Origin of the sequence: Streptomyces sp. NPDC056452, from assembly GCF_042796085.1 — a bacterium.
Classification (GTDB): Bacteria; Actinomycetota; Actinomycetes; order Streptomycetales; family Streptomycetaceae; genus Streptomyces.
The window spans coordinates 122,364-144,390 of sequence record NZ_JBHTRI010000009.1 but is presented as its reverse complement, the minus strand read 5'-3'; the positions used below and the strand labels follow the sequence as shown (position 1 = coordinate 144,390).

Sequence of the window (22,027 nt, the reverse complement as noted above, 5' to 3'; positions counted from 1 at the left end):
GCTGATCCCAAGGAAGGTTCGTACACCCATGCTCCGGACGCCCGACGGTCTGGCCGCGCTACGCCGCAGGTCGGTCAACCGCATCCTGGTCCTGCACGGCCTGTCGTCGTTCTGCTACGGCATGGTCTTCCCGTTCATCGGCATCCACCTGGCGGCCCAGCCCGACATCGGCACCGCCGGGGTCGCCGTCTACTACGGCGTCTCCGGCCTCGCCAACCTGGCCGTCTCGCTGCTGCTCGCCTCGGCGGCCGTACGCCTCCCCCGGCACGCCCTCGGCATCACCGGCCTGCTGCTCTGGCTCAGTTGCTTCCTGCTCCTGACCCAGGGCCACAACCTCGTCACCGCCGGGGCCGCGGCGGTCCTCGGAGGCGCCGGCCAGGGCTGCTTCATGGCCGCGATCATCCCGATCGTCAACTCCCTGGTACCGCCGGAAGAGCGCCGTCAGGTCTTCGCCCGCCGCTACCAGATCCTCAACGCCACCCTCGCGGCCGGCTCACTGCTGGCCGGCCTCGTCCTCACCGTCTTCTCCCGCGACGCCATCACCTGGCTGCTCATCGCGAACGCGGTCGGGTACCTGCCGGTGGCCCTCGCACTCGGCCTGGCCCGCAAGGTCCCCGAGATCGCGGAGCCGACGGAGACCACCGGGACCGGTGAGCCCACCGACAAGGGTGAGACCACCGGGACCGCCGACGCGGAGCCCGCCGGGAAGTCCACCGGAACCGCCGCCCACGCCCTCGGCACCGGCATGCTCATCAAGGCCGCCCTCGGCGCCGCACTCTTCCAGTTCGGCGCCTACCTGATCGGCTACAGCCAGTTCGAGGCCACCGCCCCGCTGGTCGCCGACCACCTCATGGACACGGGCATCGGCTGGATCTCCGTCATGCTCACCCTCAACGTCGTGGTCATCGTGTCCGCCCAGCGGCCGATCACCAAGCTGCTGGAGAAGCGCCCCGAGGAACACGGCCTGCGCATCGCGGTCGCCCTGTGGGCCGCCGGCCTCCTGGTCGCCGGTTTCACGGCCTTCGGCCCGGGCCCCGTAAGGCTCTCCGGACTGCTGGCGTACGCCGTCCTCTTCGCCCTCGGCGAGTGCGCGTACTCCTGCTCCTTCCATCCCTGGCTGATCTCCAAGGTCCCCGACCGTGAGCTCACCCGCGCCAGTGCCCTGTGCAACTCGATGATGGGCGTCGGCATGTTCTTCGGCCCCTCGATCGGCGTCGCGCTGATCTCCCTGGACCACGCGGCCTGGGTCTGGCTGCCGCTCGCCGCGCTCTGCGGCCTCGTCGCCCTCACCACGGTGCGCCGCAGGACCCGCACCACCACCTCCGCCCCCACGGATCCGGATCTCGTACCCGCCGGCTGACCGGCACCGGCCCCACCGCGAGGACCACGAACCGCAGGACAACGAACCGCAGGACAACGAACCGCATGAACAACGAACCGGAAATGGAGCGCCCAATGTCCGACGACGTCGCCACCCTCGATCAGCAGATCATCCAACTCGTCGGCCGCCGCGCGGCGGCCGCCCGGCAGCAGACCCACGCCCGCGTGAGCTCCGGCAGCTCCCGGACCTCGCTCGCCGAGGAGAACGCGGCCATCGACCGCTACAGCGAGGAACTCGGCAGGCCCGGGGTCAATCTGGCCCTCCTGGTGCTCGGCCTCTCCGACCGGATGCCGACCCGGTGATCCCCGTCGACGCCGCCGCCCCCGCGCAGGGCCTGCGCTGTTTCGTGTACGCCCGCAGCCCCGGCCCCGGCCCGGACGGCCGGCCGTCCTGGCTCCTCGGCGTCCTGCCCGGCGGCGGCCTCGAACTGCCCAGCGAGCACTGGCCCGGGAGCGCCGACCCGGCCGACGCGGCGCTGCGGGCCGTTGCCCGGCTCACCGGCCGGACCCCTCGCCTGGTCGCCCCGCCGGTGCCGCCGCTGGGGCAGGCCGGAGTGAGCGAGCCGATGTTTCCACCGCCGTGGTGGATCCGGGCGCCGCACAGCGGCCCCTACGAGACCGAGTACGAGTACGTGATGACGCTGCCGGGCGCCCCGCCGGCCGGCCTGGCCTGGGTGGAACTTTCCGTCGCCCAGGCCCGGGCACACGCCGAGGACGACGAGAACCTGCATCTCGCGACGGCGCTCGGCACGGTCCTGGAGTCGCTGCTCGAGGAGACGATCACCCCGAGCGTGGTCCGGGCGATGACCGTCGGATACAGCCGCCGGGGCGTCGGGCGGCCCAGGAGCAGGGCCGCCGTGCCGTGGTGAGCCGCCCGCCGTGCCCGCACCGGGCTACGCGGGCGGGGCACCGCCCTTGTCCAGACCGATCAGATAGCCGGTCTGGAAACGGCTCTTCGCGTCGAGAGAGCGCATGATCTCGGCGACATGGCGCTGCACGGTCCGCACCGACATGCCCAGCCGACGCGAGATGACCTTGTCGTCCAGCCCCTCGGTCAGCAGCCGGACGATCGACTGACGCAGATCTTCGGAGACCTGTTTGGCCCACTCGCGGTCGAAGCCCACGGGGAACGGCTCGGCTGCCCGCCAGGCGGTCTCGAAGGAGGACACCATGAACGCAACGAGGTTGGGCTCGTACACCACGAGAGCGTGGGCGGAGTCGCCCTGCACGCTGACCACGGCCGCCTTGCGGTCGTAGATCAGCATCCGGTCGGGGCCGTCCGCAAGGGTCCGCACCTCGGCCCCGCGCTCCATCATCCACTCGGCGAACTCCACCGTGTGCTGGCTGTAGCGGGCCGGGTGCTGGTAGATCGAACGGCTGCTGACTCCGCGTTCCAGGAGCCGTCCCATGCTGCCCCGCGCTTTGAGCAGCGCCTCGGGGTCCCTGGCGCCCCCCGGCTGGACATGGAGCGCCTCGGTCCGGCAGCTGTCCGTCAGCTGGTCGATCAGCCGCCGTACGTCGGCGATATCGGTCAGCAGCTCCACCTCCTTGGCCTGCTGGCGCTGCTGGCCGTTCTGGTAGCAGGGGCCCAACGCGGACAGGGCCGTCCGTATCCGCTCGACGCTTTCCGACTGCTGACGTATCTGATGCTCCATCGGCCACAGCACCTGGCCGGCCGCGAACTGCGGTGAGACCACGGTGAGCCGGTCCGGGCAGTCGGCGTCCCGCCGCAGCAGCCGCAGGGCTTCCAGCCGCCGCACCGCCGTGACCAGCTCCTTCTCGTCCAGGCCGAGCGCGCACCGGGCTTCGGACGGGGTGAACGAGGGAACCCCGGCCGCGTACTCATAGAGCCTCAGGCCGTCGGGAGTCAGCTCCGCATCCGGGGCTCCCTCCTCGAAGTGCTGCATTGCCGTCCACCCTTCGTGTTTGCGACAGGCGTGAATAACCCGGGTCAGATGCCCTGCCGGGCTGCTCTCAATCGCGGGAAGCTGAAGTCGTCGAAGGCAGCCGGAACTCGGCCAAACCTGACACAGCCGCTCGACCGCTCGACGACGCACAGCGACGCCCCGTCCGGCCCTTTTTCAGGACTCTCACCAAAGGACACTCCACATGCAGTCGTTCTCTGCTCGCATCGCCCTGATCGCCTCCGGCTTCGCCGCGACCCTGGCGCTCATTATCGGTCAGTCCGTCATGGAGTCCACCCCTGGCCAGGCTGTCGCCGACAACGGCTGGTCCAAGCCCGGCCCGGTGGTTCTGCAGGACGACAACGGCTGGTCGGTGCCCGCTCCGGCGGTCATGCAGGACGACAACGGCTGGTCGGCCCCCGCCCCGGCTGGCATGCAGGACGACAACGGCTGGTCCGCGCCCGTCCCGGCGGGCACGCAGGACGACAACGGCTGGTCCTAGAAGCATCCTTGCGAATGATCGACAGTGGTCATGAGCGATCGGAGATCGTGTGTGACCGGCAGGCCCGTCCCCACCGGACGGGCCGTGCCCATGGGACGGGGGTGTACGGCGGCACTTGCCTGGAGTGGGCTCGAAGCAGTTGGCTTGTGACCCATGAAGTACACGCAGCTCGGACGCACCGGACTCAAAGTCAGCCGACTCGTCCTCGGCACGATGAACTTCGGTCCGCAGACAGACGAACCGACCAGCCACGGCATCATGGACGCCGCCCTCGACGCAGGTCTGAACTTCGTGGACACCGCCAATGTCTACGGGTGGGGTGAGAACAAGGGCCGTACCGAGGAGATCGTCGGCACCTGGTTCGCGGAGGGTGGCGGTCGTCGCGACAAGACGGTCCTCGCCACCAAGGTGTACGGGAACATGGCCGGTGACGGAGCCACCGTATGGCCCAACCACGACCGGCTCAGCGCGGTGAACATCCGCCGGGCCGTGGACGCCTCCCTCAAGCGCCTGCAGACCGACTACATCGACATCTACCAGTTCCACCACATCGACAGGCACACGCCGTTCGAGGAGATCTGGCAGGCGATCGACGTCCTGGTCCAGCAGGGCAAGATCCTCTACGCGGCCTCCTCCAACTTCCCCGGCTACAAGATCGCCCAGGCCAACGAGGTGGCGAAGGCGCACGGCCGCGTCGGCCTCGTCAGCGAGCAGTGCCTGTACAACCTGGCCGAGCGCCGCGCGGAGATGGAGGTCATCCCTGCCGCGCAGGAGTACGGCCTCGGCGTCATCCCGTGGTCGCCGCTGCACGGCGGCCTGCTCGGCGGTGTCCTCAAGAAGGAGGCCGAGGGCAAGCGCCGCAAGGACGGCCGCTCGGCGAGCGCGCTGGAGCGCAGCGAGGTCCGTGAGCAGGTCAAGGCGTACGAGGACCTGCTGGACAAGCACGGTCTGGAGCCCGGCGAGGTCGCCCTCGCGTGGCTGCTGACCCGGCCCGGAGTGACCGGCCCGATCGTCGGCCCGCGCACCCAGGAGCAGCTGGACTCGGCGCTGCGCGCCCTCGAGCTGGAGTTGAGCGAGGAGCTCCTCGCCTCTCTGGACGAGATCTTCCCGGGTCCCGGCCCGTCTCCGGAGGCCTTCGCCTGGTGATCGACCGGCCCTGGCCGAGGCCGTCGCCCGCTCCGGCGGGCGGCGGCCTTCGGGCGTCCGCGCCGTGCTCGGCTCACCCCCGCAGCGCGAACCTGTCCAGCGCCGCCAGCACCGCGCGGCTGGTCGCCGGGCCGCCCAGGTGGCCCGCCGCGTCGATGACCGTCAGCTCGGCGTCCGGCCACGCCTTGGCCAGCTCCCACGCCGTGGTCAGTGGACCGCCCAGGTCGAAGCGGCCGTGCACCAGGACCCCGGGGATACCGGCGAGGCGACCCGCGTCGCGGATCAGCCGGCCCTCCTCCAGCCACGCCGCGTGGGCGAAGTAGTGCGAACAGATGCGGACGAAGGCCTCCCGGGCGCGGTCCGGCCGGCCGCTGTACGGGGCCGGGCCGGTGTACGCCTCCATGGACAGCACCGCGTCCTCCCAGGCACACCAGTCGGCCGTCGCCCCGGCCCGTACGTCCGGGTCGGGGCTCTCCATCCGGCGGGCGTACGCGGCGACGAGGCCGTCCGGCCCCTCCGCCTCCGGGACACCGGCCCGGAACAGGTCCCAGGCCTCGGGGAAGATCTGCCCCGCGCCCCGGTACAGCCAGTCGATCTCGCTGCGCCGGGTCGTCGTCACCGCGGCGATCACGATCTCCGAGACGCGCTCCGGGTACTGCTCCGCGTAGGCCAGGATCAGCGTGGAGCCCCAGGAGCCCCCGTACAGCAGCCACTTCTCGATGCCGAGGCGGGTGCGCAGGAGCTCCATGTCGGCGATCAGGTGCGGTGTCGTGTTGTGCCGCATGTCGGCGGCCGGGTCGCTCGCGTGCGGGGTGGAGCGGCCGCAGTTGCGCTGGTCGAACAGGACGACCCGGTACAGGTCCGGGTCGAAGTACTGCCGGGCCCGGGGGCCGCACCCCGAGCCCGGACCGCCGTGGACGACGAGGGCCGGTTTGCCGGCCGGGTTGCCGCAGACCTCCCAGTACACGAGGTTGCCGTCGCCGACGTCGAGCATCCCCTGGTCGTAGGGCTCGGTCGGCGGGTACTTCTCGTCCGGCTCGCGGTCCACAGCGGTGTCCCCTCGGCTCGACGGCGTCGGCGGTGCGAAGGGGACAGCGTAGTGGGCCCGTTCACGGCACCAGGACGAGCCGCCCCCGTACGCCGCCCTCCGCGAGACGGCGGTACGCGTCGGTCGCCCGCTCCAGGGGGTAGGTGCGCGCCACCCGCGGCGTCAGGACGCCCGCGTCGACCAGCTTCACCAGCTCGGCGAGCCGGTTGCCGTCGGCGGCCACCTCCACGACCTGGACCCGGATGCCCCGCACGCCCGAAGGGCCCGCCTGCGGGATGACGCCCACGTAGTCCCCGTCGTCCCGCACGTGCGCCAGCGCGTCGGCGCCCAGCACGGCCGCGTCCAGTACCGCGTCGAACGGGCCCGCCGCCGCGCCGCGTTCCACGAACCGGTCCGCGCCGAAGGACCGTACGAGCTCCTCGTCGGCCGCTCCGGCCACCCCGGTGACCGTGATCCCGGCCCGGTGGGCGAGCTGCACCGCGTACCCGCCGACCGCACCCGCCGCGCCCGTGACCAGCAGCGTGGACCCGGGGGACAGGTCCAGCAGGTCCAGTGCCTGCGCGGCGGTCAGGGTGTTCAGCGGCACGGTCGCCGCGTGGGCCGCGTCCACCGAGGCCGGGGCGGGCGCGACCGCGGTGCTGTCCACCACCACGTACTCGGCCTGGGCCTTGGCCGGAGCCGGCCCGTACGCCAGCGCCACCACCTCGGCCCCGGCGGCGAACGGTGCCCCCGCGCCCACCGCGTCCACGGTCCCCGCCACATCCCAGCCGAGCCCCAGCAGCCCGTCCTTCGGAAGCGGGACGAGGAAGCCCCCGGCGTACGCCGCGTCCACCGGGTTGAGGGCTGCCGCAGCCACCTTGATCCGCACCTGGCCGGGACCCGGCTCGGGCAGCGCGGTCTTCACGACCTCCACGGCCTCGGGCCCGCCGAACCTCTTGACCACCACTGCACGCATATCTGTCTCCCTGAATCCCTGGGCACCGGGTGACCCGAGTGCCCGCGAACGGTGCGGGTTTCTCCCGCCCCACAAACCTAGGAAGAGTTACTCTCTTTCGGTAAGTACGTACTCCGAGGTGCGTAGGCCACCCACAGGTAGGACCGGAGGCAGCAGGCTCATGGCGACACGCACCGCGGCCCAGCGCCGCGAGGAAGCCCGATCCGCGTACGACGCCTTCCTCAGGGAGTGCCCGACCAACCAGCTGCTCGGCCGCCTCGGCGACAAGTGGGTCAGCCTCATCGTCAGCGCCCTGCGCGAAGGTCCGATGCGCTACAGCGACCTCGGCCGCAGGATCGCCGGGGTGAGCCAGAAGATGCTGACCCAGTCGCTGCGTTCACTGGAGCGCGACGGCCTCGTCACGCGCACGGTGACGCCGTCCGTGCCCGTCCGCGTCGACTACGAGCTGACGGAGCTCGGGCACAGCCTGAGCGGTCTGCTGGCCGCGGTGAAGACCTGGGCCGAGACCAACTTCGACCGGGTCCACGAGGCCCGGGAGCGCTACGACGAGGAGGCGGCGGCGTGAACGCCACTCCTCGGGTGCTTGCCGTACTGGACGAGCTGCTCGCCTCCGCCGCCCCCGGCGGCCGCGGCGCCCTGTGGCACCTCGCCGAACAGGGGCGGGAGCTGGACGCCAACGTCGTACGCCTGCCGCCGCACGCGGGAGTGGGCGAGCACCAGGAGGACGTCCTGGACGTGCTGCTGGTGGTCCTCGCGGGCGGCGGGAGCCTGCGTACGGGCGGCGACACCCTGGACCTCGCCCCGACCGCGGTCACCTGGCTGCCCCGCACCTCCCGCCGCGCCCTGGAGGCGGGGCCGGACGGGCTGACGTACCTGACGGTCCACCGCCGCCGCCCGGGGCTGACGATCAAGCCGGCCGTCCGGGCCCCGGCGACGGCGTACGAGGGCGGCGAGGCCCCGTGCATGCTGGACCTGGTCTGCCCGGAGTGCGGACGGCTCTCGGCGGACCGGAACCCCACATTCTGCAGTGCCTGCGGGGAGCCGTACCCGAGGCCCTGACGTGCGACCCCGGGTACGGCTCCCACAGGCTCAGGCCATCGCGCCGGCCATCTCGGTCGCGCCCGACTCCGTGCCGTCCGCGTACAGGACGGTGAAGCGGTAGAACAGCGTGGTCGCCTTCGGCTGGTCGGCGTCGTGCCACGACATGAAGCCGGAGATCTCACCCGTGCCGAGGAGGTCGAACGTCCCTGTCGCCGGGTTCCAGCGGCGGACGTTGAACCCGGTGGCCTCGCTGCCGTTCTCGTTCGTGGTGTCTTCGAGGTACAGGTTGAAGTAGCTCGGCCCGTTGGGGTGGATCCAGGTGAAGGGCGAGCCGGTGGCGGGCGGGGCGGTCGGACGGAGGTCCAGCTCGGTGACAGCGGTGACGGTCGCGCCGGTGTCGGGGGTGAGCTGGTTGCCGTACTGGTCGACGCCCACGACGGCGTAGCGCACCTGCTCACCGTCGGCGGGTGTCACGTCGTGCCAGGTCGTTCCCGTGAGCCACGGGCGCTCGTTCGTACGGTCGCCCACCGGGGTCCAGTTCCACTGCCCGTCGGCGAACGTGCCGCGCAGCACCCGGTAGTGGTCGAGGGACGGGTCGCCGCTCGCCTTCCAGGAGACCGTGACGCCGTTCTCCTTCGGGACCGTGGTGACGCCCTCGATCGCCGCGGGCGAGGTCGTGTTGCCCGCGACGGTGACCGGGAGGTCCGGGGAGGGGGAGCCCCAGTTGCCTTCGTAGTCCTGGGCGACGACCCAGTAGTAGTACGTGCTTCCGGGCTTCACCGTGTTGTCGACGTACGTGGTGGTGTCCTTCAGCCCCTTGGCGATCTCCCACACGGTACTTCCGCCCGAGCGCGGCTTGGCCGAGCGGTAGACCGAGTAGCCCGCGAAGTCGGGGCTGGTCACCTTGGAGTCGTCCCAGGCCACGGTGACCCCGGTCTCGCCCTCGGTGGCCCGTGCGCCGAGCGAGGTGTCGACGGGGCCGGTCAGGTCGTCGCTGTAGTACATGGCGGTGCCCGATGCCGGGGACTCGTTGCCGTGCGTGTCGACGGCGGTGACGACGTAGTAGTAGACGTCACCTGTCTGCGGCAGCGGTCCGCTGTACCCGCCGCCCGTGGAGGCCAGCCGGTTGGCCGGGGTGAGGGCGACCGGCCGGGAGGTCGAGCGGTAGACCCGGTACTCGGCGAGGTCGGGCTCGGTGTTGCCGTCCCAGTAGAGGGTGATCTTGGTGGGGCTGCCCATGGCCCAGTTGTCCTCGACGCCCTTCGGGGCGGCGGGGGCGATGCGGTCGACGGTGGTGATCCCCAGGTCCGCGGTCCCCGAGGAGGTGTTGCCGGCCCTGTCGTAGGCGCGGACCTCGTAGTAGTAGACGTTGCCGTCCTTCGGGACGGTCGTGTCGGTCCACGAGGTGGCCGTCGTGGTCGCGAGGGGCTTCGTGGGGTAGACGGCGCCCTTCAGCCGGCGGTACACGCGGTACCCGGCGAAGTCCATCTCCTTGTTCGCGGCCCAGCTGACCTTCGTGGACGTGGTCGCCGTGCTGTAGGCGACGGTGGTCCCGGCGGGGACGAGCGGCTTGACCTTGTCGACGGTCGCCGTGGTGCGCGGCGTGTACGCGAACTTGACGTTCGCTGAGCCGGTCCAGTTGACGAAGTCGACGCGGAGACTGTGCCTGCCCGGCGGGATGGTCAGGTTGACGGTCCTGGAGACCGTGGTGGAGACGTTCTTCCACACATCGACCTTGCGGACGCCGTCGACGTAGACGCGGATGCCGTCGCGGGAGGACGCGGTGAAGGCGAAGGGCCCACCGGAGCCGAAGTCACGGGTCATGGACCAGCGGACGCCGAAGTTGTTGGCGGGCATGCCCTTGTAGCCGGGGGCGCCCGTGCCCCAGTTCTGGTCGATCACGGAGTCGCAGTCCGTGCCCTTGGGGGTTCCGGTGAAGGTGGTGTTCGCGTAGAACGTCCGCGTGAAGACGGGCGATGCACAGGTCACGGCGGCGGACGCGGGGGTGGCCGCGGTGAGCAGGCTGCCCGCGGTGGCGAGTACGACGGCGCTCGCGGTGGCGACCGTCGTTCCTCTGGGTCGGTTCATGCGTTCCTTCGGTCTTGATCGTGCGGGGCAGCGTGCGACTGCCTCGGAAGATCAAGACTCGTGAGGAACCCGCTTGGTTGTAGGCCACAGGGAGAACCGGCTCAGGTACCACTGTCCTCCCGGGCGCGGGCCCCCGAAGGCCCACCTCCACAGGGTGAGGCTTCGAGCACCCAGGGCTCGCATACTCGACGTCATGAACGGAAACGGGCAGCTTTCCGACTTCCTCCAGGCCCGCAGGGCCCAACTGCGCCCCGAGGACATCGGGCTGAAGACGTACGGCGAACGGCGTCGGGTCCCCGGGCTGCGCCGGGAGGAGCTCGCGATGCTCGCCGGCATCAGTGCCCCCTACTACTCCCGGCTCGAATCGGGGCAGTCCCGCAACGCCTCGCCGGAGATCCTCGACGCCATCGCCGCCGCGCTCCGGCTGGACGAGTCGGAGCGGGCACACCTGCACGCACTGGCACGCACACCGCGCCGCAGCCGGCCGGCCGCGCAGCCTCGCGTCGAGCGCATGACAGCGGCCACGACGGCGATGCTGGAGGCGTTGGGCGACACACCCGCCCTCGCCCTCGACCGCCGCGGCTCCGTCCTCGGGTGGAACCGGACGGGCCACGCGCTGTTCGCCTGCCATCTGGACCTGGACAGCCCGGCCGATCCGGTACGGCGACCGAACATGACGAAGTCGGTGTTCCTCGACGCGCACACCCGCGAGCTCTACGCGGACTGGCCGGCCAAGGCGAGAGCGGTGGTGGGCAGCCTGCGGATGACGGCGGGCCGGTACCCCGACGATCCGGGGCTCGCCTCGCTGATCGGTGAACTGACCATGCACAGCACCGCCTTCGCCCGGCTGTGGGCGCGCCACCGCATCGTTCCGTGCGATGTGGCCGACTACGAGATGCGCCATCCGCTGGTCGGCACACTGACGGTCAACCAGCAGACGCTGCAGAGCCCCGGAGGCGAGGGCCCGCGCATCGTCGTCGCCACGGCTCCGCCGGATTCCCCCGCGCGTACGGCCCTGACGCTCCTGGCCAGGACCACGGCCCCGCCGGTCCAGAGGACGCCCGCCGTACGCGTCCCGACGAGTTCGCCCGGGGTGACCGACGGCCGGTGACATGCCGCTGATGGCGCAATGGAACCCCTGGGACGCCGGGCTGGGTCACGCTGTGGTCGTTCGGCCGCCGTCACGTCGGGAGCCCGTGGGTGTCCGGTACGGCATGCGCCGTCGGACCGCTGTTGCACAAGAGGCGAAGGGCGTCGTGAAGCACTCCGGGATCGACTTCGAGGCGGTGTTCCAGGCCTTGCCGGCCGCGGTGGCCCTCCTCACCACCGACCTGGTGTACGCGGACGTCAACGCGGCGTATCTGCGGACGGCGGGGCGCACCCGTGGCCGGATCGTCGGCCGCTACCTGTTCGACGTGTTCCCCGACAACCCCAACGATCCCGCCGCGAGCGGCGTGCGCAACCTCCAGGCGTCGCTGCTGCGGGTGGCGGCCACCGGGGAGCGCGACGCCATGGCGCTGCAGCGCTACGACGTCGAGGACCCCGACCGGCCCGGCCGGTGGGAGGAGCGGTACTGGAGCCCGGTCAACGCCCCGGTCCTCGACGCGGACGGGCGGGTGGCGCTGGTGCTGCACCGGGTGGAAGAGGTCACCGAACTGATCCGCGCCCGTGGCGGGCGGTTCGGCGGGGACCGGACCAGGGCGCTGGAGGCCGAGCTGTACACCCGCGCCCGGGAGCTGCAGGAGGTCAACGAGCGGCTGCGCCGGGCCCACGCCCGCGAACGCGAGGTCGCCCTCAGCCTGCAGTCCGCGATGCTCCCCGCGCCCGGACCGCTGGGCCGCCGCCGGGGCGCTGTGCGCTACCAGCCCGCGGTCGGGTCCCTGAACGTGTGCGGCGACTGGTACGACCTGGCCGAACTGCCCGGTGGCCGCTTCGCGGTCGCGGTGGGCGACGTCGTCGGCCACGGGCTGACCGCGGCCGGTGTCATGGGACAGCTCCGCAGTGCGCTCAGCGCGGCCGTGCGGGTGGCCGAGGGCCCCGCGACCGCCCTCGACGCACTCGGCCTCTACGCCCGCTCGGTGGAGGGCGCCGAGTCCACCACCGCTCTGCAGACGGTGATCGACTGCGAAAGCCGCACCGTCACCTACAGCAGCGCCGGTCACCCCCCGCCCGCCCTGCTGCACGCCGACGGAACCGTCGAGTTCCTCGACCGGGCCACCGACCCGCCGCTCGGCGCCCGCTTCGAGCACATTCCGAGAATCCAGGCCGAAGCGTCCTTCTCCGAGGGCGCCACCCTCGTCCTCTACACCGACGGGCTCGTCGAACGTCGCCGCGAGGACATCGACACCGGCCTCCACCGGCTCGCCGACTGCCTCAGCCGTCACCGCCGGGCCGATGCGGACACCCTCGCCGACACCCTGCTGGCAGAACTGATCCCCCCGGGCGGCAACACGGACGACACCGCCCTGGTCGTCGTCAGCCTGTGACCGTCAGCCGAGGCCACCGTTGCTCTTCAGCAGCTGCCCGTTGACCCACTGGCCCTGCGGGGAGCACAGGAAGTCCACCAGGTGCGCGGTGTCCCGCGGGGTGCCGAGGCGGCCGAGCGGCGTGGCCCCGGCGAGCCCCTCCTGCGCCTCGGGTGACATCCAACCCGTGTTCACGGGGCCGGGGTTGATGACGTTGGCCGTCACATCGAGGTGGGCGAGCTCGTGGGCGGCGGCCAGGGTGATGCGGTCCAGGGCGCCCTTGCTCGCCCCGTAGGGCAGGTTGCCGACCGTGTGGTCGCTCGTGAGGGCGACGATCCGGCCGGTGCCGGGCGTGGCGCGGAAGCGCAGCCCGTACTCGCGGATCAGCAGCCAGGTGGCGCGTGCGTTCACGGCGAAGTGCCGGTCGAAACTCTCGAGGGTGGTGTCGAGCAGCCCGGAGTCGACGGACTCGGCGTGGCACATCACGAGGGCGGTGACCGGACCCATCCGGCGTTCCGTCTCGTCGTAGATGCGAGACGGGGCGTCCGGATCGGTGAGGTCCGCCTCGATCGCCGCGGAGGCCGCCCCGTGCGCGGCGAGCTCCTCGGCGATCGCCTCGGTGGCCCCGCTCTCGGCGCCCCAGGCCATGCGGCGGTCGTACGGCGTCCAGTAGGTGAAGGCGATGTCCCAGCCCGATGCCGCCAGTTGCCGTGCGATGCCCGCGCCGATGCCGACGGTGCGGCCCACACCGGTGATCAGCGCGAGGGGGCGGGCGACGGGCCGGCTCTCGTCATTGTTCGTCACAGGGCGGAATGATCAGGGCAGATCACCCTTCCGCGCAACTGCCTTATGGACCTGGCACCTTCACCCGCTCCGTGACCCGGGCGGATCTCAGGCCAGGGAGAGGAACAGCTTCTCGAGGCGGGCGCGCATCCGCTCCCTGTCGGTGCCCGTCGGACCATCCTCGGCCAGGCACTGTTCGAGGCCCGCGGCGATGATCGCGAAGCCGGCCCGGTCCAGGGCACGGGACGCCGCGGCGAGCTGGGTGATCACGTCCTCGCAGTCCCTGCCCTCCTCGATCATCCCGATGATCCCGGCGATCTGGCCCTGGGCCCGGCGCAGCCGGTTGAGGACCGACTTCAACTCGTCAGCCGCCAACTCGAGTTCCACGCTTCGTCCTTTCTCGGTCGGCAGGCTTCTCCCACACGGAGACGTGCCGGCCGCTCTCACTCGTGAACGGCTCCCGAGCCCAGCACTCCCACCGCTCGCGCAGGCGCAGTCCGGCGAGCTGCGCCATCAGGTCGAGCTCCGCGGGCCACACGTACCGGAACGGGATCGAACGGTACTCGCCGCGGCCGCCCTCGACGCGGACGTAGTTCGAGCTCACCGCCTGTGTGGCGATGTCGTAGGAGTCGAACGCCCAGCGTGTCGGGCTCACATGGAACGGCACGACGCTCTGTCCGGCGGGCAGCTTCCTCAGTTCGGGCACCATGACCTCGATGACGAAGGTGCCCCCGGGCGCCAGGTGCGCGGCGACGTTGCGGAAGCAGTCCACCTGGGCCCGCTGTGTCGTGAGGTTCATGATCGTGTTGAAGACCAGGTACGCGACGCGGAACGTTCCGTCCACCCTCGTCGTCGCGAAGTCGCCGATCGTCACACCGATGGATTCCGCGTCGCCGCCGGGCTTCTCCCGCATGCGCGCCACCATTGCCCGCGACATGTCGATCCCGTGGACGGGAACCCCGCGCTCCGACAACGGCAGGGCGATACGCCCCGTCCCGATGCCGAGTTCGAGCGCCCGCCCACCGCTCGCGAGCCCCGCCAGGAAGCCGGCGGCGGCGTTCACGGCTTCCGGCCGGAACATCTCGTCCGAAGGGTCGTCGTACGTGGCGGCGACCTGGTCGCCGAAGTAGCCGTCCTCGTCATCCATCGCGCGACCGTACTGCGGGGGCTTCGCCCGCGCCCGCCATTTATCTCGGGCACCGAGTCCGAACGTACGATCAACAGCCCTGTCCTTAAGCTGATTTAGTCGGCAACAGCGCGGCGAACCGTCCGCCCGCCCGGTGGGGCGGGAAGAATGGCGCAGGCGCCATGGAGAGGTGAGGAAGCCCTCTCCCGCGCTCGCGACCCCGCTCAGCCGCCGCCGCGAAAGCCGGAGACGTGGCAGACGAAGGAGGACCCGTGATGGATGTTTCGGTGGATCAGCTGACCGGCACGGTCGACAGGGCCCGTACGCGGGCCCGTGCGCAACTCCTCGACGCGGGGCGGGAGCTCTTCGGCGTCTACGGCTACGCGGAGACGTCCGAGCAGGCGCTGTGCGAGGTCGCGGGGGTGCCGGAGGAGGTGCTCTGGGAGGAGTACGGATCCCGGGAGGGCGTGCTGATCGCCCTGCACAACGAGGTGACGACCAACGGGCTGCGGGCGGCGGAGAGTGCCCTGCTCTCGGAGGGCATGGACGACTGCCCGGTGGCGCAGCGGTTCCGGATCCTCTTCGACGCGTACGTGACCGCGGTGACCCGGGACCTGCGTGAGGCGCGGGTGACGTTCGTCGAGGTGCTCGGGGTGAGCACGGCGGTGGACGAGCACTGCAAGCGGTGGCGGGACCTGTGGGCCGACTTCCTGACCGGCGAGGCCGAGCGGGCGGCGGTGCGCGGCGAGGCGGAGGAGCGGGACCACCGGGTGGTGGTGATGGTGATGGTGGGCACGGTCCACGAGCTGATGGCCCACCACAGCCGCCGCCCCCGCAGGGCCCGGCCGGAAGAGGTGTCGGCGGAGCTGACGGAGCTGGGGCTGGCGATGCTGGGGATCCAGGGGGCGGGCGGGTAGCCCACAACTACCGCCGGACGGTCACGCGGATGCCTGCCGGCCGGGCCGGGCGTGCGTCAGGAGGAACTCGGTCGCCCGCGCGATGGCCTCCGCGGAGGTGGGGTGGACGGCCTCGGACTCCTCGTCCTGCTGGTCCGCGGCGGTGGCGGTGTACCACCAGGCGTCGACGTTCGGGTCGTGGTGAATGACGGCGGAGCCACCTGCGTAGCGGAGCGGGACGGACTCGCCCGCGGACCTCTTGACCACTGCGTGAGGCCACTTGAGGCGGGCTGACTGGCGCTTGATGCCCCCCCAGGCCATGCCCAGTTGGGTGTAGCTGGCCCCGTTGCGGCCTGCGACGGTGGCTGCGCTCTCGGCCAGTCGGTCGACGGAGCGCTTGGTTTCGTACAGGGCCCGCAGCAGCGCCAGTTGCACGTCGGGTGCGGCCATGAGGGCGCTGTCGAAGGGCTTGTCGGCGGTGCGGTAGGCCTGTGCGCGCGTCGAGATCCGTTCGGCCAGTGCGCGGGACGCGTCGAGCACCTTTTCGTCCATGACGAACGTGTCGTCGTCGGTGGGCTCGCTCCAGGCGGGCTCCACGAGGGTCGTGATGGTGGACCAGAAATTCTCGTCGTCCCTCTCGGGGACCGGGATCGCCACTGCGTCGTCCATGTGACAAGTTTACCTGTCGAGCCAATGGCCTGACAAGTAAAACTGTCAGAGCCTGATGCGCGCGGCGATGGGCAGGTGGTCGCTCCCCGTCGCGGGCAGCGACCGGAGCTCGGTGACCTCGGCGGACCGGGTCAGGATCTGGTCGATCCGGGCCAGGGGCAGCTTCGCGGGCCAGCTGAACGCGAAATCCGTGTCCGGCCGGCTCATTCGCGAGGTGACCGGCTCCAGACCCCGGTCGTCCAGCGTGCTGTTGAGGTCTCCGAGGAGGATCACCCGGTCCAGCGGTTCGGCGGCGAGGGCCCTGCCGAGGAGCACGGCACTCTCGTCCCGCCACCCGGAACTGAAGCCGCTGCCCAGGCCCAGCCGGACCGACGGCAGGTGTGCGACGTACACGGCGGCCCTGCCCCGCGGTGTCGCGGCGGTCGCCCGCAGCCCCCGGTCCCAGCCCTCGCCGACGGCCTTCGGCCTGATGTCCACCTGCCGTACGTCGGACAGGGGGTACTTCGACCAGAGCCCGACCGTTCCCCGGGTCGCGTGGTGCGGATAGTCCGCCCCCAGGACCGCGCGGAAGGCCGGAAGAGCGGACGGCGTCAGCTCCTCCAGGGCGATGAGGTCCGGCCGGGCCCCGAGCAGCGCGCGTGCGGTGCCGGAAGGGTCCTGGTTCACGTCGCTGACGTTGTGCTGGAGCGCCGTGAGCTCGTCGTCCCCGGGGGCGTGGCCGGAGTGCAGCAGTCCGCCGAAGAGCACACCCCACGCGACGGCCGGGAGCAGCAGTGCGGTCAGGGCGACGTACGAGCGACGCAGGAGGGCCAGGACGAGCAGGACGGGAACGGACAGGCCCAGCCAGGGCAGGAACGTTTCGAGGAGGCTGCCCGCATGGCCGGGAGCCTGGGGGACCACGGAGGGGAAGACGAGGAGGAGGGCGACCAGGACGGACAGCAGTCCGAGGACCCGGCCCCGCTTCCGACCCCAGGGTGCTCTGCTGCTCTCCGGCTTCGTCATCGCCCGCCCGGTTCCGTCGGTACCGCTCACGCCGTGGCCGTACGGCACGGCTCGCACGGTACGACGCCATGATCACCGGTCGCGGTTCCGGCGGGCTCAGGCCGAGGCCAGGGCTCCCGCGTAGGGTCCGCCCACGCCCCAGGCCTGGTGCATCGCGTCCGCGAAGGCTCCGGCCAGTCTGTGCTCGCCGGTGGGGCCGGGGTGGGTTCCGTCGTACGTGTCCGTGTGGATGTCGTAGCCCGCCGGGTGCGAGGCCAGCAGGATCGGGGACGACGGGTTGTCCAGGTCGGCGACGGCCTTCCCGAGGAGCAGGTTGAAGCGGTCGCACTCGGCGGCGAAGGGGGCGTCCGACTCCGCCCGTATGTTCGGTATCACGGGGAGCAGGACCATCCTGACGCCCGGGTTCGCCGTGCGGGCCGCGGCGATGAACTCCCTTGCGTTCAGGGCCGTCTGCTCGCTGTCCGTGTAGAAACCGAGGTCTATCAGGCCCAGCGAGACGAGCAGGACGTCGGCGCGCGTCGCCGTGACCGTGTCCGCGATGACCGGGGCCATGTGGAGCCAGCCCTCGCCCCAGCCGGCCAGGTGCCGGCGGGCGTGGGCGGGGAAGTCCGGGTCGCCGTACGCGCAGGAGTGCGGGGCGTTCGCCGCGATGTCGAACAGCTCGGTGCGCGGACCGGTGATCGCGTAGCCGCCGTCGCCGAGGGTCGCTTCGAGGTGCTGCCACATGCGGTAGCGCCAGGTGAAGTCGCCGGCACTGCCGATGGTCATCGAGTCACCGACGAAGAGAAAACGCATGGCGACATCATGGCGGATCACCGCTCCGGCCTGCGACGTGACAGTGGACACTTGTGCCATGAGATCGCTGCTGACTGTTTCCGCCGCCGCCACCCTCCTGTTCCTCACGGGTGCGGCGCCCGCTGTGGCGGACGACGGGGACGGGGCCGATCGCACCTTCACGATCGAGGACTCCCGGATCACCGAGTCCAGCGGCCTCGCGGCCAGCCGCGCCCACCCGGGCATCTACTGGACGCACAACGACAGCGAGGACGGGCCGTACGTCTACGCCGTCGACTCCCGGACCGGGAAGACCGTCGCGAGGATCACCATGCAGGGGGTGGGGGCGCCCCGCGACGTGGAGGCGATCTCGCTCGGGCCGGACGGGAACCTGTACGTCGGCGACATCGGCGACAACCTCGACGGCTCCTGGGACCACGTCTGGATCTACCGCTTCCCCGAGCCGAAGCGGCTCGCGGACGCCACCGTGCGGGCCACCCAGTTCGACGTGAAGTACGCCGACGGGGCCCGCAACGCCGAGGCGCTGATGGTCCACCCGAAGACGGGACGGGTCTACATCGCGTCGAAGAACGAGGACGGCGGCGGGCTCTACGAGGGGCCCGCGAAGCTGTCGACCGGCGGGGCCAACGTGTTCCGGCGGGTCGGCGAGGTGCCGTGGGTGACGGACGGGGCGTTCTCGCCGGACGGGCAGGAACTGGTCCTGCGCTCGTACTTCAGCACCAGGGCGTACGCCTTCGAGGGGGGCAGGCTCGGCGAGGACCACGCGGTGAGCGTCCCGCTCCAGGGGCAGTCCGAGTCGGTGACGTACACGGCGGACGGTTCGGCGATGATGTTCGGCTCCGAGGGGGAGCGGAGCGACGTCGTGCGGGTCGACGTCGAGGACGGCGGGAGCGGCGGGGGCGGCAGCAAGGCGCCCTCCCGGGAGGGCGGCTCCGGTGCGGGAGGCGGCGGGACCGACGGGACCGACGGGACCGGGAAGGGCACCGTGACCGGGGGAGCCGTGGTGCTCGCGGTCATCGCGCTGGCCGTGTTCGGCTTCCGGCGGCGGCGCGGATAGGGGCCGTCCCTTCAGTACTCCGGCGTGAGCGGGCGGAGCTCGTAGTGCAGTGTCCGGTCCCTCTTCAGCCGGTGGGCGAGGGGGACGAACACACCGTGCAGTGCCGGGTACTTGCGGGAGAGGGTCCGGGCGGCGTGGGTGTTCTCCTTCGACCCCTGGGCGAGGAGGCGCGCCGAGGCGCTGATCGTCGGTCCCGTCGGCGCTCCCCGCACCGTGCACGGGGCGATCTCCACCACGGGGTGGTTGCGCATCCGGTCGACCTTCCACGCCGAGGAGAACGTACGGACATAGGCGTGGTCGCCCTCGACGGCGATGCTGACGGGTGTGCGGGCGAGCGATCCGTCAGGCCGGCGGCTGCTCAGCAGGACGGTGTACTGCTTCACGAAGGGCTCCAGCTCGTGGATCGTGTCCATATGTTCCATGGTCCACGGATCGGGCGCCGTGTCATCCGCGTGCGCGCTGCTCCACGAGGACTTCGAAGCCGTCGATGAGGCGGCCGAGACCGAACGCGAAGTGATCGAAGTCGGCCCCGAACGCGTCCTCGGACAGCGCGGCCATGTACGGGTACTCGCCGCTGAGCATGGCCCGCTCCAGGTAGGGGCGCTGGCCCTCCCAGAACGCGGCGTCGCTCAGGCCGGTCTGCTGGGCCGCCTCCTTCGCGTGGTTCTCCGTCCGGGCGAGGCCCTCGACGAAGCTGTTGACCGTGATGATCACGCCGATCAGCTCGGGGTCCCGCAGGCCCATGCCCCTGAGTCCGGTCAGGGCGAGCTCCAGGCCGCGCAGGGCGCTGGGGCCCAGGACCGTGCGCGCCTGGTTGATCTTGAGGAGCCAGGGGTGCGCGCGGAGATTCTCCCGGTAGGTGCGGGCCATCGCGTCGACGGCCACCCGCCAGTCGGACGGCACCTGTGAGGCGTCCGCCGAGAGGGGTTCGCCGAGGACCCGGTCGAGCATGAGGTCGAGCAGTTCGGCCTTGCCCGGGACGTACCGGTAGAGCGACATCGTGCCGGTGCCGAGTTCGGAGGAGAGCCGGCGCATCGAGAGGGCCGCGAGGCCTTCCGTGTCGGCGACCTCGACGGCGGCGGCGACGATCCGGTCGAGCGAGAGGCCCGGCTTGGGGCCGCGGCTGGGGCGTTCGCCGGTGCCCCACAGGAGCTCGAGGCTGCGTCCGATGTCGCCGCTTCCGGTGGTCGTGCCGTCCGCCGCCGCTGTCGGTCCGCTCTTCGTCATGGGCTCAGGGTAATCCCCTGGACAAGAACTGGGTACGGTGTACTCTCATTTGGGTACGCCGTACTCAGTTCTTCGTGGTGAGGGGAGTGAGCCATGTCCGCGTCCGGATATGCCGTGCTGGCCGAAGGGGTCGTGAAGCGCTACGGGGCGAAGAAGGGGGTGGCGGAGAAACGGGCGCTCGACGGATTCGACCTGGCCGTCCGCCCGGGCACCGTCCACGGTCTGCTCGGGCCGAACGGGGCCGGCAAGACCACCGCCGTCAGGGTGCTCGCCACCCTCCTGCGGTTCGACGGGGGCCGGGCCGAGGTCGCGGGCCTGGACGTGGCGCGCGAGCCCCGGCGCGTACGGAGCAGGATCGGGCTCACCGGGCAGTACGCCGCCGTTGACGAGGTGCTCACGGGCCGGCAGAACCTGGAGATGTTCGGCCGCCTCTTCCACCTGGGCGGGACCGGTGCGCGGCAGCGGGCCGGCGAACTCCTGGAGCGGTTCGACCTCGTGGACGCCGCCGACCAGGGCGTCAAGGCCTACAGCGGCGGCATGCGGCGGCGGCTCGACCTGGCGGCCTCGATGATCCTCGCGCCCACGGTGCTGTTCCTGGACGAGCCGACGACCGGCCTCGACCCGCGCAGCCGGGGCGAGGTGTGGGACGGGGTACGGTCGCTGGTCGCCGGCGGTACGACGGTCCTGCTGACCACGCAGTACCTGGACGAGGCCGACAAGCTCGCCTCGCACATCACCGTCATCGACCGGGGCCGGTCCATCGCCGACGACAGCCCGGACGGGCTGAAGAACCGGGTCGGCGGCGACCGGATCGAAGTCGTCGCCGCCGAGGCGGCCGACCTCCCGGCCGTGGTCAAGGCCGTGGACCGGGTCGCGGGCGGCGGGCAGGTCGTGACCGACGAGGCGGACCGCAGGGTGCACGCCCAGGTCGCGGACCGGGTGGCCGCGCTGACCGAAGTGGCACGCACCCTCCAGGACGAGGGGATCGCGGTCGAGGACATCGGGCTGCGCAGGCCCAGCCTGGACGACGTGTTCCTGCGCCTGACGGGACACGGGGCAGCGGCGGACACCGGGCCGGGCACCGGCAACGACACGAAGATGGAGGTCGCGGCATGACCGCGCTCGAACTGCCCGCCCGCACCGGCCCCGACCGGAGCCGGGCCCTCTGGGCGCTCGCCGACACCTGGAACGTCACGAGGCGCAGCCTCACCCACTACCAGCGCCAGCCCGTCGCCATCATCTGGCAGCTCGGCTTCCCCATCGTGTCCGTCCTGCTGTACGGGTACGTCTTCGGCAGCGCGATGAAGGTGCCGGGCGGCGGCGACTACCGGGAGTTCCTGATGCCCGGCATGTTCGCCACGACCATGACCATGGGCTTCATGAACACCGCGATGGCTGTGGTGACCGACGCCGGCAAGGGTGTCATCGACCGCTTCCGCTCGATGCCGATGGCCCCGTCCGCGGTCTCCGCCGGACGCGGGGTCGCCGACCTGGTGGTGGCCTGTGCCGAGTTGACGATCCTGGCCCTCACCGCACTGGCGATCGGCTGGCGCGCGGGCGGCAGCCCGCTGGAGGCCGTGGAGGCGTTCGGACTGCTCCTGCTGCTGCGCTTCAGCCTGATCTGGGTGGGCGTCTGGCTGGGCCTGCTCGTCCCGAACGCGGAGTCGGCGGGCGGCCTGTACGCCATCGCCTTCCCCGTCACGATGATCTCCAGTGCCCTGGTCGCCCCCTCGCTGATGCCCGGCTGGCTGGGCACGGTCGCCGCGTGGAACCCGGTGTCCTCGACGGTGACCGCGTCCCGGGAACTGTTCGGCAACCCGGTGGCGAGCGGCGGCACATGGGTCGAGGAGCACGCGCTGCTGATGGCGCTGGTGTGGCCCCTGGTGATCACGCTGGTGTTCCTGCCGCTGGCGGTACGCAGGTTCCAGCGGCTCAGCCGCTGA

At 71.4% G+C, this 22,027-nt stretch carries 25 protein-coding genes; 13 read left to right on the top strand and 12 right to left on the bottom strand.

The features are described 5' to 3' along the window. Positions 1-28 precede the first annotated feature (28 nt). From ACFQ6X_RS11835 to ACFQ6X_RS11825, 3 genes are all read left to right on the top strand, one after another. A complete protein-coding gene (locus ACFQ6X_RS11835) occupies positions 29-1,360 on the top strand; it encodes an MFS transporter (RefSeq protein ID WP_383179682.1) in 1,332 nt (443 codons plus the stop codon). Between the two features lie 95 nt (positions 1,361-1,455). Then, on the top strand, positions 1,456-1,683 hold the full coding sequence (locus ACFQ6X_RS11830) for a chorismate mutase (RefSeq protein WP_383179679.1): 228 nt from the start codon (positions 1,456-1,458) through the stop codon (positions 1,681-1,683). Further along, the gene (locus tag ACFQ6X_RS11825; RefSeq protein WP_383179676.1) at positions 1,680-2,249 is read left to right on the top strand and encodes a hypothetical protein; all 570 of its coding nucleotides are present in this window, start codon (positions 1,680-1,682) and stop codon (positions 2,247-2,249) included. Before ACFQ6X_RS11830 ends, ACFQ6X_RS11825 begins: the two co-directional genes overlap by 4 nt. 24 nt (positions 2,250-2,273) lie before the next feature. Here ACFQ6X_RS11825 and ACFQ6X_RS11820 read toward each other — a convergent pair whose 3' ends face one another. Next, positions 2,274-3,287, bottom strand: coding sequence for a LuxR C-terminal-related transcriptional regulator (locus ACFQ6X_RS11820; RefSeq protein WP_383179673.1), 1,014 nt, complete (start codon positions 3,285-3,287; stop codon positions 2,274-2,276). A 202-nt stretch (positions 3,288-3,489) separates the two neighbouring features. Here ACFQ6X_RS11820 and ACFQ6X_RS11815 point away from each other — a divergent pair, with 202 nt between their 5' ends. Together ACFQ6X_RS11815 and ACFQ6X_RS11810 are read left to right on the top strand one after the other, a co-directional pair. Continuing rightward, positions 3,490-3,786, top strand: coding sequence for a hypothetical protein (locus ACFQ6X_RS11815; protein WP_383179670.1), 297 nt, complete (start codon positions 3,490-3,492; stop codon positions 3,784-3,786). A 153-nt stretch (positions 3,787-3,939) separates the two neighbouring features. Next, on the top strand, positions 3,940-4,932 hold the full coding sequence (locus tag ACFQ6X_RS11810; RefSeq protein ID WP_383179667.1) for an aldo/keto reductase: 993 nt from the start codon (positions 3,940-3,942) through the stop codon (positions 4,930-4,932). A gap of 73 nt (positions 4,933-5,005) precedes the next feature. Here ACFQ6X_RS11810 and pip read toward each other — a convergent pair whose 3' ends face one another. Further along, the gene (gene pip, locus ACFQ6X_RS11805) at positions 5,006-5,980 is read right to left on the bottom strand and encodes a prolyl aminopeptidase (RefSeq protein WP_383179664.1); all 975 of its coding nucleotides are present in this window, start codon (positions 5,978-5,980) and stop codon (positions 5,006-5,008) included. A gap of 61 nt (positions 5,981-6,041) precedes the next feature. Beyond that, complete coding sequence (locus tag ACFQ6X_RS11800; RefSeq protein ID WP_383179661.1) at positions 6,042-6,935, bottom strand: NADP-dependent oxidoreductase; 894 nt, start codon at positions 6,933-6,935, stop codon at positions 6,042-6,044. 160 nt (positions 6,936-7,095) lie between these two features. Here ACFQ6X_RS11800 and ACFQ6X_RS11795 point away from each other — a divergent pair, with 160 nt between their 5' ends. Next, on the top strand, positions 7,096-7,500 hold the full coding sequence (locus tag ACFQ6X_RS11795; RefSeq protein WP_383179658.1) for a winged helix-turn-helix transcriptional regulator: 405 nt from the start codon (positions 7,096-7,098) through the stop codon (positions 7,498-7,500). Next, positions 7,497-7,994, top strand: a complete 498-nt coding sequence (locus ACFQ6X_RS11790) for a hypothetical protein (RefSeq protein WP_383179655.1) — start codon at positions 7,497-7,499, stop codon at positions 7,992-7,994. The genes ACFQ6X_RS11795 and ACFQ6X_RS11790 overlap by 4 nt, the downstream gene beginning before the upstream one ends. A gap of 30 nt (positions 7,995-8,024) precedes the next feature. Here the strand turns inward: ACFQ6X_RS11790 and ACFQ6X_RS11785 are convergent, their stop codons facing one another. Continuing rightward, positions 8,025-10,064: a PA14 domain-containing protein gene (locus ACFQ6X_RS11785; protein WP_383179652.1), complete on the bottom strand. Its 2,040-nt coding sequence runs from the start codon at positions 10,062-10,064 to the stop codon at positions 8,025-8,027. 193 nt (positions 10,065-10,257) lie between these two features. Here ACFQ6X_RS11785 and ACFQ6X_RS11780 point away from each other — a divergent pair, with 193 nt between their 5' ends. Continuing rightward, positions 10,258-11,175 (top strand): helix-turn-helix domain-containing protein, encoded by a 918-nt coding sequence (locus tag ACFQ6X_RS11780; protein WP_383179649.1) that lies wholly within the window; start codon positions 10,258-10,260, stop codon positions 11,173-11,175. A gap of 145 nt (positions 11,176-11,320) precedes the next feature. After that, a complete protein-coding gene (locus ACFQ6X_RS11775; protein WP_383179646.1) occupies positions 11,321-12,550 on the top strand; it encodes a PP2C family protein-serine/threonine phosphatase in 1,230 nt (409 codons plus the stop codon). 3 nt (positions 12,551-12,553) lie between these two features. Here ACFQ6X_RS11775 and ACFQ6X_RS11770 read toward each other — a convergent pair whose 3' ends face one another. From ACFQ6X_RS11770 to ACFQ6X_RS11760, 3 genes are all read right to left on the bottom strand, one after another. Continuing rightward, positions 12,554-13,333: an SDR family oxidoreductase gene (locus tag ACFQ6X_RS11770; RefSeq protein ID WP_383179644.1), complete on the bottom strand. Its 780-nt coding sequence runs from the start codon at positions 13,331-13,333 to the stop codon at positions 12,554-12,556. 87 nt (positions 13,334-13,420) lie between these two features. Continuing rightward, the gene (locus ACFQ6X_RS11765) at positions 13,421-13,699 is read right to left on the bottom strand and encodes a metal-sensitive transcriptional regulator (RefSeq protein ID WP_383179641.1); all 279 of its coding nucleotides are present in this window, start codon (positions 13,697-13,699) and stop codon (positions 13,421-13,423) included. Beyond that, on the bottom strand, positions 13,677-14,459 hold the full coding sequence (locus ACFQ6X_RS11760) for a class I SAM-dependent DNA methyltransferase (protein ID WP_383179638.1): 783 nt from the start codon (positions 14,457-14,459) through the stop codon (positions 13,677-13,679). Before ACFQ6X_RS11760 ends, ACFQ6X_RS11765 begins: the two co-directional genes overlap by 23 nt. Before the next feature lie 254 nt (positions 14,460-14,713). On the opposite strand from ACFQ6X_RS11760, the gene ACFQ6X_RS11755 reads away from it, so the two are divergent. Continuing rightward, positions 14,714-15,355 (top strand): TetR/AcrR family transcriptional regulator, encoded by a 642-nt coding sequence (locus tag ACFQ6X_RS11755; protein ID WP_383179635.1) that lies wholly within the window; start codon positions 14,714-14,716, stop codon positions 15,353-15,355. Between the two features lie 21 nt (positions 15,356-15,376). Here ACFQ6X_RS11755 and ACFQ6X_RS11750 read toward each other — a convergent pair whose 3' ends face one another. The 3 genes from ACFQ6X_RS11750 to ACFQ6X_RS11740 all read right to left on the bottom strand — a co-directional run bounded on the left by ACFQ6X_RS11750 (position 15,377) and on the right by ACFQ6X_RS11740 (position 17,860). After that, positions 15,377-16,003: a hypothetical protein gene (locus ACFQ6X_RS11750; RefSeq protein ID WP_383179632.1), complete on the bottom strand. Its 627-nt coding sequence runs from the start codon at positions 16,001-16,003 to the stop codon at positions 15,377-15,379. Positions 16,004-16,048: 45 nt separating this feature from the next. Next, complete coding sequence (locus ACFQ6X_RS11745; protein ID WP_383179894.1) at positions 16,049-17,005, bottom strand: endonuclease/exonuclease/phosphatase family protein; 957 nt, start codon at positions 17,003-17,005, stop codon at positions 16,049-16,051. A 96-nt stretch (positions 17,006-17,101) separates the two neighbouring features. After that, the gene (locus ACFQ6X_RS11740; RefSeq protein WP_383179629.1) at positions 17,102-17,860 is read right to left on the bottom strand and encodes a GDSL-type esterase/lipase family protein; all 759 of its coding nucleotides are present in this window, start codon (positions 17,858-17,860) and stop codon (positions 17,102-17,104) included. Here ACFQ6X_RS11740 and ACFQ6X_RS11735 point away from each other — a divergent pair. Then, positions 17,859-18,857 carry a WD40 repeat domain-containing protein gene (locus tag ACFQ6X_RS11735; protein ID WP_383179626.1) on the top strand — a complete coding sequence of 333 codons (999 nt, stop codon included), beginning with the start codon at positions 17,859-17,861 and terminating at the stop codon, positions 18,855-18,857. The two genes, ACFQ6X_RS11740 and ACFQ6X_RS11735, sit on opposite strands and share 2 nt — an antisense overlap. An 11-nt stretch (positions 18,858-18,868) precedes the next feature. Here ACFQ6X_RS11735 and ACFQ6X_RS11730 read toward each other — a convergent pair whose 3' ends face one another. Both ACFQ6X_RS11730 and ACFQ6X_RS11725 read right to left on the bottom strand, forming a co-directional pair. Then, positions 18,869-19,270: a PPOX class F420-dependent oxidoreductase gene (locus ACFQ6X_RS11730; protein WP_383179623.1), complete on the bottom strand. Its 402-nt coding sequence runs from the start codon at positions 19,268-19,270 to the stop codon at positions 18,869-18,871. Between the two features lie 31 nt (positions 19,271-19,301). Continuing rightward, a complete protein-coding gene (locus tag ACFQ6X_RS11725; protein ID WP_383179620.1) occupies positions 19,302-20,084 on the bottom strand; it encodes a TetR/AcrR family transcriptional regulator in 783 nt (260 codons plus the stop codon). 93 nt (positions 20,085-20,177) lie between these two features. Between ACFQ6X_RS11725 and ACFQ6X_RS11720 the strand changes: the two genes are divergently transcribed. Further along, positions 20,178-21,200, top strand: a complete 1,023-nt coding sequence (locus tag ACFQ6X_RS11720) for an ATP-binding cassette domain-containing protein (protein ID WP_383179617.1) — start codon at positions 20,178-20,180, stop codon at positions 21,198-21,200. Further along, entirely contained in the window at positions 21,197-22,027 is an 831-nt protein-coding gene (locus tag ACFQ6X_RS11715) for an ABC transporter permease (protein WP_383179614.1), read from the top strand. The genes ACFQ6X_RS11720 and ACFQ6X_RS11715 overlap by 4 nt, the downstream gene beginning before the upstream one ends.